This is a genomic window from Vibrio sp. YT-19(2023), from assembly GCF_033337395.1.
The window spans coordinates 1-15,446 of record NZ_JAWOQN010000054.1; the positions used below are offsets into that span (position 1 = coordinate 1).

The window sequence follows — 15,446 nt, forward strand, 5'->3', positions numbered from 1 at the left end:
AGTTCTTTTAGTTGTTGATTTCATAACACTCTCCAATTTTGGGGGTGGAAAGTGTCAACCTTATTTAGGACGGCACAAATAGAAAAACAAAAGCTCGAGTCAAACTCGAGCTTTTTTCATTTTTATTTGAATCAACGCGTTCTGCAAGCGATTACTCACTAACTTCAACTTCATAGGAAGTGAATTTTCTTACATTAATAACGCCGGTATCAAAGATGAGGTATTGACCTTTGATGCCTTGCAAAGTGCCAGTAACAACCGGGTTTTTATCGAAGTTATGCGAAGTGATCTTCGTTGGGTGCTGTTGTACCGGGTAGCTAAGGTCGGTAATGCTTTCGTTTAATACTTCAATGGCATCTTCGCCGAATTGCTGTTTTATCTCGGCAATTTTCTCTTCGACTAAAGGCAATAGCTCAGCAAAACGGTCCTGCAATGCCATAGGTTCACCGTCACCTTTTAGCAGTGTGCGCCAATTGGTCTTGTCTGCGATATGTTTCGCCAGTTCAACTTCAATTAAACCGGAGATATGGCGAGTTTTTACTTTAAAAATTGGCAAGCCCTGAGTCGCGCCTTGGTCAATCCAACGAGTCGGGATTTGAGTATGACGAGTAATACCAACTTTTAAGCTGGATGTGTTGGACAGGTAGACAAAGTGATCCACCATGCAATTCTCTTCACCCCATTGTGGTTCGCGACAAGTCCCTTGATCGTAGTGGCAGGTCTCTGGCTTCATGATACACATGTCGCAGCTTGCTAGCTTTTTCATGCATACAAAACAGTGGCCTTGCGAATAACTCTTTTTCGTTTTCTTTCCACATGAGCAACAAAAAATATTGCCAGTGTGAGTCAGTGTGAGCGTTTTACCCAGAAACGGAGTTAAGTCGATCTCTTCCTCACCGACAGGAAGACGGTAGTTGACGGCACCGTCCAGAGAAGCACGCATTTTGTTTAGCGTGCCAGTTGCAATTAATGACATGACATTACTCATTATTGTGTTTTTGCACAGTATATACTGAAGTGGAGAAGAGATGCAGGGTTGACAGGAGCTTTAAAGTAAATGTCTTGCACTAAATTATTATGCATCGTGTTTTATTTTCTAAAAGTTATGGCTGTGAAATGCTTCGCAAATAGAAGTTGGGCTGCATTTTTTAGAAATTTTAAAACGTGATAACGGTTCAAAATCCGTTACTATGTGTCGAAACTAAGAATTGAATGAAAAAGTGATTTTATTTCTTGATAAATCACCTTTATTTCATTTTTTGAAATTATTGAACCTCACGTATTGTATATAATCTCAGCAGGTCACTTGCCCATGAAGTGGATCCATAACTTTATCTTTGCTCTTTCTATTTGCACTATCAGTTTGGTTGCCCTTTATAGTGTGCTTGGCGATACGCGAAAGCTGACCATTACACCTGAGCATTTCAATATCTATGCAACTAAAGATGTCAGTGAAGGAGGTGCGAGTGAGGCAGATATCACATACGATCGGCAAAGCCTAGTTCTTAGCTGTGAACTAAAGCAGAGCTCGTATGCTTGGCCTTATTGCGGAATCTCGGTTTATACCGATTCAGCAACGCCAACACAGGGTATTGACCTTTCCAACTACCATACGATTCGATTGAAGGTGCGATATGAAGAGGCAGGAATAGGGGCTAACCCTAGCCACGACCTACGTTTGTATCTTCGCAATTATAATTCTGAGTATTCCAAGCCGGACGACGAGTACACCATTAAATATAATGGCATGCAGTTTTCTCCGTCGGGTTCGAGCGATATTGTCGAAATTCCGATTAAAAATCTTCAGGTGATGACCTGGTGGTTAGCAGATAACGGAGTCGCGATTGAACACTCTGCACCTGAATTTTCAAACATCACACGTATTGATATTGCAACTGGGTCTGGTGCGGCACTTGGTAAACATAGAATTGTGATTGATAAAATTGAGTTTGAAGGCGCTTACCTTGCGCAAGAAACATTGTTGTATGCATTATTAATCTCTTGGATGGCGCTTGGACTGGCTTTTTCTCTGCATGAGTTACGAAAAAATAGAGTGGCTTATGAAAAAGCGCAAAAGCGTCACCGTCATTTGGAAAAGGTGAATAATACTTTGCGAGCTCAAAACTATGAGTTTGCAGAGTTAGCGCATCGAGATGCTTTGACGGGCGCGATGAACCGATATGCTGTGCAACACTGGCTGGAACAACAATCTCGTCAGGTTCGCTGGGGGCATAACACCTTCAGTATTCTCTATTTGGACTTGGATAAGTTTAAAAAGGTGAACGACAAATTTGGGCACCAAATGGGGGATGACATATTGCGCGAATTTGTCATGGTGGTAGCGACTTCTATTTACTCAGACGATCGACTCGTTCGTTGGGGCGGCGAAGAGTTTGTCGTATTTTGCCCTGATACCAATATTGAACAAGCGTTAGAGAAGGCAGAAATGATTCGCAAAAATGTGGAGGATCATTTGTGGGTGCACGGTGAATCATTAACTTGCAGTATTGGCGTTGCCCAAATGCAGAATGAACGCGTCTCAGAAACCATGGCGAGAGCTGACGAAGTGTTGTATCAGGCGAAGCGCAATGGTCGCAACCGAGTGGAAGCTCATTATGGTTTACTTGCTTGCGAAAAGAAGCAAGCCTGATAGCCGTTCACTAAAAGGAAAGAAAAAAGGTGGCCAACTGGCCACCAAGAGGGAAACTGCTGAACACCACTTAGGGGGGAAGTTTGGGTTATCGATACGATTACCGTGAGCAGCAGTGTAGTGCTAATCGAACTTGCTATTTTTACCAGAACAACCAAGCGAAAAGCGTTAGTGCAGCAATACAGGCAATGTTTAATACGAAACCAATTCGCATCATTTCTTTTTGCTTGATATGACCCGTACCGAACACAATCGCGTTTGGAGGTGTTGCAACAGGTAACATAAATGCACAAGATGCAGCGACGGCAATCAGTGCAGAGAGAATAACCGGAGACATGCCTAAGGCTTCTGCAATGGTCGCAAATACAGGGACAAGTAGCGCAGCACTGGCGGTGTTACTCGCAAACTCAGTTAAGAAGACAACAAAAGCAACCACTGCAAGAATCGTTAAGAGAATACCGGCTTGCTCAAGGAAGCCTGACAAGCTATGAGCTAAAAATACGCTTGTTCCGGTTGCTTTTAGGACGTTACTCAGACAGATACCACCACCAAATAGGATTAACACACCCCAGTCGGTTGTTTTCTCAATATCTTTCCACTCGACGGCGCGAGAAGCACCAAGTAGAAGGATGGCGCCAATAGCTACAAGAGTATCGAACTTCGCGAAGCCACCCAGCATAGCGTTAATAGGCTTACTGAATATCCACAACGTCACGGTCAGTAAGAAAATCGCCAACGTAATCATTTTGCCGTTTGTCCATTCGACTGGTTGATGGTCAAGGTCAAACTTGTGGCTAAGGTCAGGCTTAGTCATCGTGTACAATACGAGGATAGCGATTGGCATTAATACTAGGGAAATAGGTACACCAAACTTCATCCATTCAGTGAAGCTAAGGCCAACTTCAGCTGCTGCAATTGCGTTTGGTGGGCTACCAACCAGTGTTGCAATACCACCAATTGAAGCACTGTAAGCGATACCGAGTAGAACAAACAAAAAGGTGTTGTGGTTTTTCTTAGCGTCTAGCTTTGTCATCACACCCAGCACAAGCGGTAACATCATCGCGGCGGTGGCGGTGTTTGAAATCCACATTGACAGGCCAGCACTCACACCAAATAGCATGAATACAGCGACAGACATTTTTCCTCTTGCCAGCAATAGTACTTTATCTGCAATAGCTTGATCTAACTTTTGTTTATGTAGAGCCGCAGCTAGTGCAAAACCACCCAAAAATAGAAAAATGATGGAGTTGGAAAAGTTATTCAGTGCGGCTTGAGTGTTGAACACACCCAAAAATACCGCAAGTAGTGGTATGAGCAGCGCAGTAATGCTGACGTGAATCGCTTCGGTTAGCCACAAAATAGCAACAAAAACTAAGATGCTCAGGCCGGTTACTACTTGTGGCTCAAAGGGTAAGGTATTAAACAAGATAATGAACAATAGGATATTCGCGTTCAAAATCATGCTGTTGCGAGTGAAGAACCAATTCTTCAATGTCACAGCGAGTGCGGTCATGGGTAGTGCTCCTTTTGCATTGCCTTTTGTCGGTTTTTTTATGGCAAAGTAACTGACTTGTAGTTATTTATTGATGAAATGTTACTTTGAATGCGAAAAAGAGTTTTGCCTGAATCGTAGAGCAAATTAGAAAGTGTGATGTTGAGAATTGGAAATGGGTAGAAAACTACCCATTTGTTTTATAGAAATGTTACTAGGCTTGTGAGCCACGTTATTCCTCTATTCGACGGGGACTTGAAGAGGCTCGTTAGCTGCTTTATTTGGCTCTTTTACTGCGACGATAGGTTCTTGAGGGCCAAGAAACTTAGGCTGCGTATTGATAATATACAGGTCTAAAAACGCTTTCACACGGGCTAGCAGTTCTCGAACACGCATCGATGTTTTTTGCTTGTTGGCCGTCGGCCCTGCTACCGCGAGACACTGCGCATCAATGCTGTAAGCATTAGCGATGAACAGTGCGCGTTCACAGTGAAAGCGCTGAGTCACAATCAGAAATCGCTCCGAAGCAAAAATTTTTTTCGCTCGTACAATCGAATCTAAGGTACGAAAGCCAGCATAATCAAGGTGAATCACTTCTTCAGGCACGCCTGCTTTAAGTAAGTCGCGTTTCATTGTCCACGGTTCGTTGTATGAACGGTGGGCGTTATCACCACTCAATAAAAACTGTTTTACTTTGCCTTGGTTGTAAAGCTCAATCGCCGCATTAATGCGATGAGTGTAGTAAGTGTTGAGGATCTTTCCGATGTATTTACTGGTACCAAGAACTACGGCAACCTCATGTTGAGGGATTTGCTCGTATTCAGTGAAAATGCTCTTTTTGGCTTGTAAAACCACCCATCGGTCGATGGCAATAACAGAAACAAGCAGACTAAGTGCAGAGATCGACAAAATCAAAGCAAATCGCTTCCAGGAAAATTTCAGCTTCCACTTTGATCTTATGCGAGAAAATAACAAAACGTTTTATATCCTTAACTAAAAATGTAGTTCTCATCATATCTGATAGAAACAAAAAGAGAGAAGCCCATTTATGCCAAAATCTGGTTAGGATGATAAAAAAATAAAAGCCCCTACATGGTAGGGGCTAATTATTAAACGAATTGTCTCAAGCTTAGAACGCAGTGCGTTTGTAGCGGCGGTAAACAGGTTGCCAGAACGACTGTTCAATCGCCACGTTCAATGCTTCATCAGTAATTTCTAATGCGACACCTTGTTCAATTGCCTTTTTACCAACGGCAAATGCGATTTTTTTCGATACTAAGTGGATCTCTTCCAGTGGTGGAAGTAGTGCCCCACGACCGTTGATTGCTAGAGGAGAACATGTTGCTAGCGCGCGGCTTGATTCCATTAGCATCTCGTCAGTGACACGTTTTGCATTGACAGCAAGTACACCAAGGCCAATGCCTGGGAAGATGTAGCTGTTGTTACATTGTGCAATAGGGTAAGTGCGACCTTCATGAACCACTGGCTCAAATGGGCTACCTGTTGCAACCAGTGCTTCACCATTTGTCCAACGAATGATGTCGTTCGGTGTCGCTTCCACGCGGCTTGTTGGGTTCGACAATGGGAAGACAATCGGACGCTTACAGTGTTTATGCATTTCTTCGATGACTTCTTGGCTAAATAGGCCAGGCGCACCAGAAACACCAATTAGTACCGTTGGCTTGGCGTTACGCATAACATCGAGTAGTGAGAAGCCATTTCCTTCATTTTCCCACTCTTTCGTATTGGTATGCTTTTGCACCAAGCGTTGTTGGAAATCAAGAAGGTTAGGCATGCCTTCTTGTAACAGACCCCAACGGTCAACCATGTAAACTTGTGAGCGAGCTTGCTCGTCAGAAATTCCTTCCGATACCATTTGTGCGATGATCGCTTCTGCGATACCACAACCAGCAGACCCTGCGCCTAGGAAGGTAATACGTTGTTTAGAAAGCTGAGTTCCTGCTGCTTTACAGGCGGCAAGTAGAGAGCCAACAGTAACAGCTGCAGTACCCTGAATATCATCATTGAAGCAACACACGCGGTCTTTGTAACGCTCTAGAAGAGGCATCGCATTTTTCTGAGCAAAGTCTTCGAACTGGATCAAAGCATCAGGCCAACGGCGCTGTACCGCTTGGATAAACTCTTCTACAAATGCATCGTATTCTGCACCCGTAATACGAGGATGACGCCAACCCATGTACATCGGATCAGCTAAGCGTTGCGGGTTATTGGTACCCACATCAAGCACGATTGGTAGCGTGTAAGCAGGGCTGATACCACCACACGCGGTATATAGTGACAGTTTACCGATAGGAATACCCATGCCGCCGATACCTTGGTCACCCAAGCCAAGGATACGTTCTCCATCTGTCACAACAATCACTTTAACGTTGTGGTTTGCTGCGTTGTTCAGCAAGTCGTCAATACGGTCACGGTTCGGGTATGAAATGAACAGACCGCGACCACGACGGTAAATGTTAGAGAAGTTTTCACATGCTGCGCCAACAGTCGGCGTGTAGATGATAGGCATCATCTCAGAAATGTGATTTTGCACTAGGCGGTAATACAATGTTTCGTTGGTGTCTTGGATATTACGCAGATAAATGTGTTTATCCATATCGCTTTCGAAACTTTTGTATTGCTGGTAGGCACGTTCCACCTGCTCTTGGATAGTTTCGGTCGACTCTGGAAGCAGACCTTCTAAGTTGAATGAACTACGTTCTTCAGCAGAGAATGCACTGCCTTTGTTCAAAAGAGGGGTTGCTAAAAGAGCCGGACCCGCATATGGAATATATAGTGGGCGTTTATCGTTGTTCATTGGGTGCCTTATGTAGGGTTGAAGGATGCGCACCAAATTTTAACGGGTTCACTATTTAGTTGTAAACATGCGTTGATGCACATCAATGTAATGTCGCAAAAAAATTCAGATACCGACGAAAATATCGGCAATATTGGTTGTTTAGAGATACCTAAAGCAGGATTTTTTTACTTGGGTATAATGTTTTGCATCATCAAATCAAATCCAATTTCTATGTTTCAACTACCTATCGACAGCCTGCAAGCTGAGTTTGACCATCATGTAAGGCTTAACCATCTTGTGGTGGAAGCCGAAACCGGGTCGGGTAAATCTACCCGCTTGCCCATGTGGGCGGCAAAACACGGACGCGTTCTGGTTATTGAACCACGTCGAATTGCTTGTACCTCGCTGGCTGAATTTCTTGCGGAGCAATCTGGAGAGCCAATAGGTCGCAAAGTCGGTTACGCGATCAAGCTTCATGCCTACTTTGATGAAAAAACCGAAGTTGTATTTGTGACTCCGGGGGTTGCACTGCGTTGGTTTTCGGAAAACAAGCTAGCAGACTTTGATGTCGTGATAGTGGACGAATTTCACGAGCGACGCTGGGATATTGATCTATTAACCGCCATTTTGAAGCAAGAAAATCAACATCGATTGATCGTCACTTCTGCTACCTTAGAAGGCGAAAAGCTTGCTCGTTACCTGAATGCTAAGCGTCTGCGTTCGGAGGGACGTTGCTTTCCAGTCACGGTGACACATCGTTCTACAGACAGCCGCTATTTACCGAACAAAAAGGGATGTGAACAGGAGGTTGTCGGAGCGGTAAAAGAAGCACTGGAAGATGAAGATGGCGATATTCTTGTTTTCATGCCTGGACGCAAAGAGATCACCCAATGTGCTCAGATGCTACAAAGTTGTGGCGATGTCATGGTGGTTAAACTTCATGCCTCGGTCAGTGATGAAGAACGACATCGTGCGTTGACGGTACAAAAGCAACGGAAAGTCGTATTGGCAACCAATGTCGCAGAAACCTCTCTGACCATTCCTAATATCCGGGTGGTAATCGATAGCGGCTTAGAGCGCAGAACTGTACAACGAAATGGACGTACAGCACTGACGTTAACCAACATTTCTAAGGCCAGTGCCGCGCAGCGAATGGGGCGAGCAGGTCGCGTTACCGAAGGGGCTTGTATTCGTCTATATGGTGAGCACGCGCCTTTAGAGTTGGTGACACCTCCAGAATTACACAGAGAAGAGCTCGTCGAGCCCATGCTGGCAGCGGCTTGTTGTGGGTACCGTCTCTCAACACTCGATTTTCTCGACTCAATTCCAGAAAAGTCGCTAGAGGCATCTCATTCGACGTTGTTATCCATGGAAGCGATTGATGAGGATGGCAATGTCACGCAGCACGGGAGAAAAGTATATCCACTACCCATTGATGCACTGTTTGCCGATCTCGTTACCAGAATTCAAGCGAAGCCAGAGAAGGAAGCAATGATTGATTTGGCTGCCGCCTTATCTGTGCCTGCGCAGCTCTATCAGCGACAAAGTGGTGAAGTTGCTGAGCTTCTATCTCAAGAGGAGCCATGCGGATGTGATGCCTCTTTGTTGATCCGTTTGGTTCGGGGGGAGCAACTCTCAGGCATTATCATTGATGCTAGCGCGCTCGAAGAGGCACAAGGTTTAGCGAAACAAATGCGAGAAGTGTTTGAATTGCCGGAACTTGACGTTGCCTCTCGATATAAACGTGAAGCGCTCTTTTTCTCCATCGCCTCATTGCACCCTGAGCTTGTGTTTGTCCGACGAGCTCGTCGAAGGGATGCTCTAGGAAATGGCGTAGTCGAGATGCTGGTTGGGCGTAACAGCCGCTTTCCTGATAAAGAAGAAGCGGCCATCGTGCTAGATAGCCATAGCGTGCCAGGACGAGGTGTTAAGCAAACACTAAACCTCGCATCGGTTATGATGCCTATCCCGCTGACGTTATTACGCGAACTTGAGCTAGGGGAGTGGCAACAAGGTGAGACGAATTATGAAGAAGAGACCCCAAGAGCAACAATGCATTTGGTCTACGCCGGGCGAACAATCAGTTCTGAACATCAAGCGTTACAAGGTGATGTTGCTGTTCAGTCTATTGTCGAAATGATAGAAGACGAGACACTGTTACCAGGATTTGCTTCTCAAAGAAAACAACAAATCCAACACTGGAAACTCTACAACGCATTGGGCCTTAATGTCGAAGGAGAAGAGGTTAACGACTTGGCCTCCTTGACATTTTCTAGCTGGTTAAAGGATCAGTTGGAAACATTAGGCGTTGAAAATGTCGATGATATGGCGTTGTTTGAACCGGAAGACTTAACATTTAACGGTGTTCCAGAATGGGAATACGACGATTTCACGGAGCAGTACCCTTTAGAACTTTCGCTGCCAGAACTCCAACTGGATGTTGAGTATTACGCGTCTCGCAAGCTAGTACAGGTCGTTTATCGAGAGGGAAACCGTAAGGGAGACCCGAAGCGTTGGGAGTTGCCACGCTGGGCTGGTTGGAAGATACAGTATAAAAAGGCCAGTCGAGTGATTGATGTGAAGTAGGTAGGCGGATGACGTTGTGACAAGAATTGATATTTTCTTGGTGAATCTATAATGATTTCATATTGATATCGTTACTTACGTGTTGTTTTTAGTTTCTTAATTGAAATATTAATCAATTGAATGCTTATATATGGCGAAGCTGTACATCAGTTGTTACAAAGCTGGTTTTAATATTTCCTTTTGCATGTAAATTAGTGCATAAAAGACGAATGTTTTATATCCCATTGCTATATAAAAACAGTTGAACGATATTTGGTATATCTCATTTTCGAGTGTCGGGGGCATAGAATGGATCAACAAGGAAAGACGTGCATTGAATTCGACTACACTAGCTTTTTAGGGGCGACAGGTAGTAAAAAATGGACCTTCTTAGAGGCATTTGCCACCATCGCGCCTATTTTCGGTTTGATGTGGAAACAGAACATTGCGGAATTGAGCAAGCCTGAAGATCGGTTGTGGGATGCCGCATTAAAATCGATGTCTTCTCGTAAAAGTGATGAATCCAATTTGGTCCGCTTAACCCAGTTAGCTAAACATGAAGGGATCAATGAATTGCGAGTCGTTATGCCATATTCGCTCGATGTTCAGCAAATCGAGTACATAGAATCTCGCAGTCAGTTGAAGGTGGATACGTCAGAACAAGATGTCCTTAACATCAAGTTTTAGGCTGAGCATTTCCACTTCATCGATGTACCACTTAACAATAGTGCAATGAAAAGCGACCTCAAAGTAGGTCGCTTTTTTATTTTGAGGTTTTTGTCACAGGTCTTGGAAGTGTGATGAATATAGAGTATTTGCACTTAAATTAACAAAAATGTAACGTTTGGAAATGCAATTGTCATAACTAGCTTCTAACTTTGTGTTTTTAGGACAAATTACCGACTAAGTGGTTGGTACTGTAAGTTCGAATTAAAGTCCCTTATTGGCACACAAGGATGATTGAGTCACCACGTCATTTGGGCATAAAAACAAACACAATAAGAAAGGAAGTCAATATGTCTTTGTCTCGTCGAGACTTTATGAAAGCTGCCTCTTCAACGGCGATTGTTACCGGGCTGGTGGGCTGTGGTAGCGATGCTAGTGAATCTGTTGCGGTTACCTTTGAGCACGGAGTGGCGAGTGGAGATCCTACTCAAACACAAGTAATCATTTGGACTCGTGTTACAACCTCAGCGAGCTACGCAGATGTAAGCTGGCAAGTTTCATCTAACGAAAATTTTACTGATATCGTGCAAAGTGGCACTTTTGCCACAGACACGAGCCGAGATTTCACGGTAAAAGTTGATGTTCAAAACCTCAACGCAAATTCTCGCTACTACTATCGATTCATGGTTGGAGATGTCACTAGCGAAGTCGGGCAAACTCAAACATTACCAGAGGGTGGTGTAGAAAAGGCATCCATGGCCGTTGTTTCTTGCGCAAACTATCCTGCTGGTTATTTCCATGTGTATCGAGAGATCTTAAATCAACATGAGCAAGAACCGTTTGATGTGGTACTTCATCTCGGTGATTACATTTATGAGTATGGGGCTGGTGGCTACGCTAGTGAAGATGCTGAGGCACTAGGGCGAGAGCCAAGCAAAGGCACTGAATGCATTACCTTAGATGATTACCGAAAACGGTATGCGCAATATCGCCAAGATGCTGATCTGCAAGCGTTACATGCGAGCCTACCAATGATTGCAGTCTGGGATGACCATGAGCTTGCAAATGATAGTTGGAAAAATGGTGCGGAAAACCATCAAGAAGAGGAAGGCCGCTTTAATGATCGTCGTGCAGCTGCGGCTGCCGCGTGGACAGAATGGTTGCCCGTTCGTGAAAACACTTTCTCAAACATGCTGATTTACCGTCAGTTTTCGTTTGGAAGTTTAGTCAATTTGATGATGCTCGACACGCGACTTGTGGGGCGTGATAAACCGTTGGATTATTTCTCGCTCAGCTCACCAACGATGGAAGCTATTGGCGGTTTAGTTGCCCAGTCGCGCAGTCAAGACCGAGAGCTGTTAGGCGGTGACCAACTCGCTTGGCTGATGGATGCGTTCAGTACGCACGACGCAACTTGGAATGTGCTAGGGCAACAAGTGTTAATGTCTCGTATGGAGTTGCCAAGTTCGGTTATGACCGCGATGTTTCAATTGTTTACTGCCACTGAAGAACAAAAAACAGAGGCGTTATTAGCGGTAAACTCTGCGATTACGGGTTATCTCTCTGATCCAAGTTTAGATACCATTGCTTTGCCATATAACCTAGATGCATGGGATGGTTACTACGTTGAGCGAGAGAACGTTTATCAACTGGCCAAAGCCAGCAGTGCTAACTTTGTCTGTTTGGCAGGAGATACGCACAATGCATGGGCAAGTGAGCTTAAAGACGTATCTAAGCATCCTATCGGGGTAGAGTTTGCGACTAGCTCTGTGAGTTCCCCTGGGTTAGAAGCCTACCTCGCGTTAGACCCTGTTGCGATCACTCAAATGGAATACACGCTGCCGCACTTAGTGTCAGAATTACAGTGGGCAGACATCAAACAGCGTGGCTTTATGCGCGTTACTTTTACGCCCGACAAGGCAGAGGCGACCTGGTATTTCGTATCAACGATTAAAGACAAAACATATCAGGTGACGACCAAGTCAGCCTCTACAACAGATGGCACTACGTTAAATATCGGCTAAACTGAGCCTAATACGAAAAAAGTCCGCAAGCTAGTGCGGACTTTTTATTGGAAAGCATTTAGCAATCTAGCGACAGTGCTAGTCAATCAATCCGTATTCTTTGCTCAGAACTTCGATGATTTCCGCTTTCGGATTCTCACTCAAATGAATCGGCTTGCCTGTAATCTTCTCGGCAATACCAATGTAGGTGCTCGAAATCGCCATCAAAGATTCGACGGGTAAAGCATTATCACGAGCGAGTGCTTCACGCTCTGGCATACGTTCTTTATTTAGCAAGATATCTGGGTCAGGGAAGTGGTTAAGTAGGAACTGGCGGAAACCTTCTTTTGAGTTCTCTACGATGTGACCTGCTTGGTACTCTTTAGCATCCCATATACGAGACGAGTCTGGTGTACCCACTTCATCCATGTAAATCAGCTTTTCATTGCCAGCAGCATCATGAACATAACCAAATTCGAATTTGGTATCGACAAAGATTTGGTCGATTTCTTCTAACGCTTGGCTGATAACGTTAAAGCCTTCTTTCAGCAATTTTTCGTAGAGTGCGATATCGTCAGCGCTTGAGAAGTTAAATGCTTCGTAGTTGTCTACGATGTTTTGACGAGTAATATTTACGTCATCCGCTTCTGGCACACCGGGAATGCCTTTTAGAATGCCTTTTGTGGATGGGGTCATTAGCAACTCTGGCAGTGCTTTGTCTTTTCCTAACCCTTCAGGAAGTTGGATTCCACAAAACTCGCGCTCGCCATTTGCGTAAGCGCGCCACATCGAACCCGTGATGTATTTGCGGCAGATGGCTTCGATTTTTACCGGTTTGGCTTTTTGTACAATCCAAACAAAAGGGTGAGGAATGTCTAGAATATGGCTATCTGCTAAGCCATTTTCTTTGAACAGTTTGAACCAGTGATTAGAAATCGCATTAAGCGCAGCCCCTTTACCCGGGACACCATTAAGACCACCTTCAGCATGCCAAATACAATCGAATGCAGAGATGCGGTCGCTAATTACCATGATAGCCAAAGGCGCATCTGGAGCGACATTGTATCCTTTTTCTTTGATCAGTCGGGCGCTGTCTTCTTCAGTTAACCAGTAAACTGAACGAACTTTTCCACTATGAACGGGTTTATGGGTGCGAATTGGCAGGTCGTCATTGACGGCAAGTACTTGATTAGCAAGGCTCATTGCGACATTCCTATCATCTTAATCAAACGTCAGAAAGAGAAGATATTCAGCAAAATGTGGGCGCTGAATAAATCGAATGTGGGCATCATACCAGAACTATTTTAACTCGCCAGAGAAAAAGCAAACGTTTGCCTGTTTTCTTTAATACAAAAAAAATACATGTAACTAAAAGTTAGATTAGAAAGTTAGAAAACCATGTAGCGATAAGGCTTACATGCCGATAATCTAACTTTTATCGAAATTATCTAACTTTTTGCTCATATTGCCTCATAAAAAATGAGCTCTGTGAGTCATAAATTTAGATCAAATTAAAGGCAGTAACATCTAAATTTCAAAGTCATACTAAAAGTAAACTCTGTGATCACACCCAGTGACCTCTGCCCGTAACTCGCTTCTGGACACAAACGTGTTATATATTTCACTAAATTAGCCAAACTTGAATTAATTGAGATAAAGCTATCTCAATTAATTATGGCATTTCAGTTTCCATAAAAAGGATCTGAAAATCTCAAACTTTGCTATTCACTCAGATGCAGTGAACCAGTCCTCAAGATAATGGAAAGGAACTGGATATCGGTAGCAGCGGCAAGCTGTTAGTACTAACGGAGCCTTTCCTTCAGTTACAGCTGACATTTTCTTGAATGAATCTGCCTCGCTACATTCTTGTTTTATATGCTCTAGCGCTGAACTACTATCCATAGGAAAGTCAGTTGATGCAGAGCCATGCGTATCAGAGTTAGAGTACATAGCGTCCTCACTATGTTGGTTTGGATACCAATATTGTAACGTGCTATGTGCCAGTTTTTCTGTGGCAAACTTTTCCAAATCTTGGCTTACTGAATCTAGTTTATACAGAGAGCAAAAAACCGTTAACAGCGGGTACAAAACACTAGCCTCCGTAACTTTATTTTTATAGTTACTGTCGGCTTTATCTTTATTTCGATGTTCAAGCAGCTTTTCGTAAGAGTTGTGAACGATTGGATACATGCCATTACTTTCAAAACAGAATATGCACCTATTGACCATTTCCGAGAGCCAACTTCGTACAAAATCATCAAGTTCTGAATTATTTGAAAGCAAAGTTAAAGCGAGACCAAGATCAATTGCTTGTGAGTCTTTGTAAGGCGATAGCAACATTGGATTATTAACGACCAATAGGTTAATTGACCTCGTTATTTCTCTGAGGCGAAGCCGTAATTTTTCCTGTTCTTCGCTTTCTCCAGCTATAGGTGGAGTTTCCACGTAATTCTTGGACAGTGAGTCTAAAATCCAGTGCCCTTTAACCGCTAAACGTCCTAAAACATCAAATAGCTTAATATTTACATCAATAGAACTTGGCGAATGAACAGCATGAGAGAGAGCGTATTTAAATTCAACATATGGAATTAAACATCGATCTACATAACAATCAGTAATCTGTTGATATGTATCTAAAATGCTATCAAACGATTTCGAGGACTTGTTCCTTCCTGTGTAGTGATCTTTGACCTTATTCCAAGCCAACAGCAATGCTAGCTCCGACGAAAGATATGCTGATTCTAGATTCCCTCCATCACGACACCATGAGTACAGAACCCATAAACAAACGTTTACCCGCGTTATGGCCGATGCAACAGAATCGGAATCAGTGGCATTTGACAGAACTTCATCAACTAATTGTGAAAAATGCTTATTTGAACTCTCGGGTTCTTCGAGTAAAGCCAAGGATTTTCTTAACAAAGCCTGACAGGAGCTAGGCAACAACTTCTCCTTCAGCAAGTACTTTTGAATGAACTCTGAGAGTTTATCTCCATTCCACTCCTCAAAAGAAATATTGTCTCGTGTATTCCGTTTCTCATACCCAGAGACTTCCTGCCTAATACCAGAGTTAACATCCCCGCCAAAACATAAACAGATGACTATTTTTTTATCCCGATGTTCAGGAGGCAGGCGACTAGGGATAAATGAGTCTTGAATCTCATCTAACGAGGGTCTAAGAGCTTGATCTGTATTGATCTGCTCCAGCCAGACTGGACACTCCATTAAGCGACATTTTGTTGTTCAAAGTTAACTGGGCTTAGATACCCG

10 protein-coding genes are annotated in these 15,446 nt (G+C 43.7%); 4 read left to right on the forward strand and 6 right to left on the reverse strand.

What is annotated here, in order from left to right:
• Positions 1 to 151: 151 nt before the first annotated feature.
• Positions 152 to 976: a DUF2797 domain-containing protein gene (locus R7E78_RS22980; RefSeq protein WP_005377984.1), complete on the reverse strand. Its 825-nt coding sequence runs from the start codon at positions 974 to 976 to the stop codon at positions 152 to 154.
• 336 nt (positions 977 to 1,312) lie between these two features.
• Between R7E78_RS22980 and R7E78_RS22985 the strand changes: the two genes are divergently transcribed.
• Positions 1,313 to 2,650 (forward strand): GGDEF domain-containing protein, encoded by a 1,338-nt coding sequence (locus R7E78_RS22985; RefSeq protein ID WP_047100723.1) that lies wholly within the window; start codon positions 1,313 to 1,315, stop codon positions 2,648 to 2,650.
• Between the two features lie 142 nt (positions 2,651 to 2,792).
• Here R7E78_RS22985 and R7E78_RS22990 read toward each other — a convergent pair whose 3' ends face one another.
• The 3 genes from R7E78_RS22990 to R7E78_RS23000 all read right to left on the reverse strand — a co-directional run bounded on the left by R7E78_RS22990 (position 2,793) and on the right by R7E78_RS23000 (position 6,960).
• Positions 2,793 to 4,163, reverse strand: a complete 1,371-nt coding sequence (locus tag R7E78_RS22990) for an SLC13 family permease (RefSeq protein ID WP_017634863.1) — start codon at positions 4,161 to 4,163, stop codon at positions 2,793 to 2,795.
• A gap of 219 nt (positions 4,164 to 4,382) precedes the next feature.
• Positions 4,383 to 5,117: a vancomycin high temperature exclusion protein gene (locus R7E78_RS22995; RefSeq protein WP_318058272.1), complete on the reverse strand. Its 735-nt coding sequence runs from the start codon at positions 5,115 to 5,117 to the stop codon at positions 4,383 to 4,385.
• Between the two features lie 154 nt (positions 5,118 to 5,271).
• Positions 5,272 to 6,960 carry an NAD-dependent malic enzyme gene (locus R7E78_RS23000; protein ID WP_005377977.1) on the reverse strand — a complete coding sequence of 563 codons (1,689 nt, stop codon included), beginning with the start codon at positions 6,958 to 6,960 and terminating at the stop codon, positions 5,272 to 5,274.
• A gap of 213 nt (positions 6,961 to 7,173) precedes the next feature.
• Between R7E78_RS23000 and R7E78_RS23005 the strand changes: the two genes are divergently transcribed.
• The 3 genes from R7E78_RS23005 (at position 7,174) to R7E78_RS23015 (ending at position 12,197) form a co-directional block, all read left to right on the forward strand.
• Positions 7,174 to 9,528, forward strand: coding sequence for a helicase-related protein (locus tag R7E78_RS23005; RefSeq protein ID WP_318058275.1), 2,355 nt, complete (start codon positions 7,174 to 7,176; stop codon positions 9,526 to 9,528).
• Positions 9,529 to 9,816: 288 nt separating this feature from the next.
• Entirely contained in the window at positions 9,817 to 10,194 is a 378-nt protein-coding gene (locus R7E78_RS23010) for a hypothetical protein (protein WP_005377965.1), read from the forward strand.
• A 329-nt stretch (positions 10,195 to 10,523) separates the two neighbouring features.
• On the forward strand, positions 10,524 to 12,197 hold the full coding sequence (locus R7E78_RS23015) for an alkaline phosphatase D family protein (RefSeq protein ID WP_318058273.1): 1,674 nt from the start codon (positions 10,524 to 10,526) through the stop codon (positions 12,195 to 12,197).
• Between the two features lie 78 nt (positions 12,198 to 12,275).
• Here R7E78_RS23015 and R7E78_RS23020 read toward each other — a convergent pair whose 3' ends face one another.
• Together R7E78_RS23020 and R7E78_RS23025 are read right to left on the reverse strand one after the other, a co-directional pair.
• Entirely contained in the window at positions 12,276 to 13,379 is a 1,104-nt protein-coding gene (locus tag R7E78_RS23020) for a phosphoribosylaminoimidazolesuccinocarboxamide synthase (protein WP_005377963.1), read from the reverse strand.
• A gap of 522 nt (positions 13,380 to 13,901) precedes the next feature.
• The gene (locus R7E78_RS23025; protein WP_318058274.1) at positions 13,902 to 15,401 is read right to left on the reverse strand and encodes a hypothetical protein; all 1,500 of its coding nucleotides are present in this window, start codon (positions 15,399 to 15,401) and stop codon (positions 13,902 to 13,904) included.
• Positions 15,402 to 15,446: the final 45 nt, after the last annotated feature.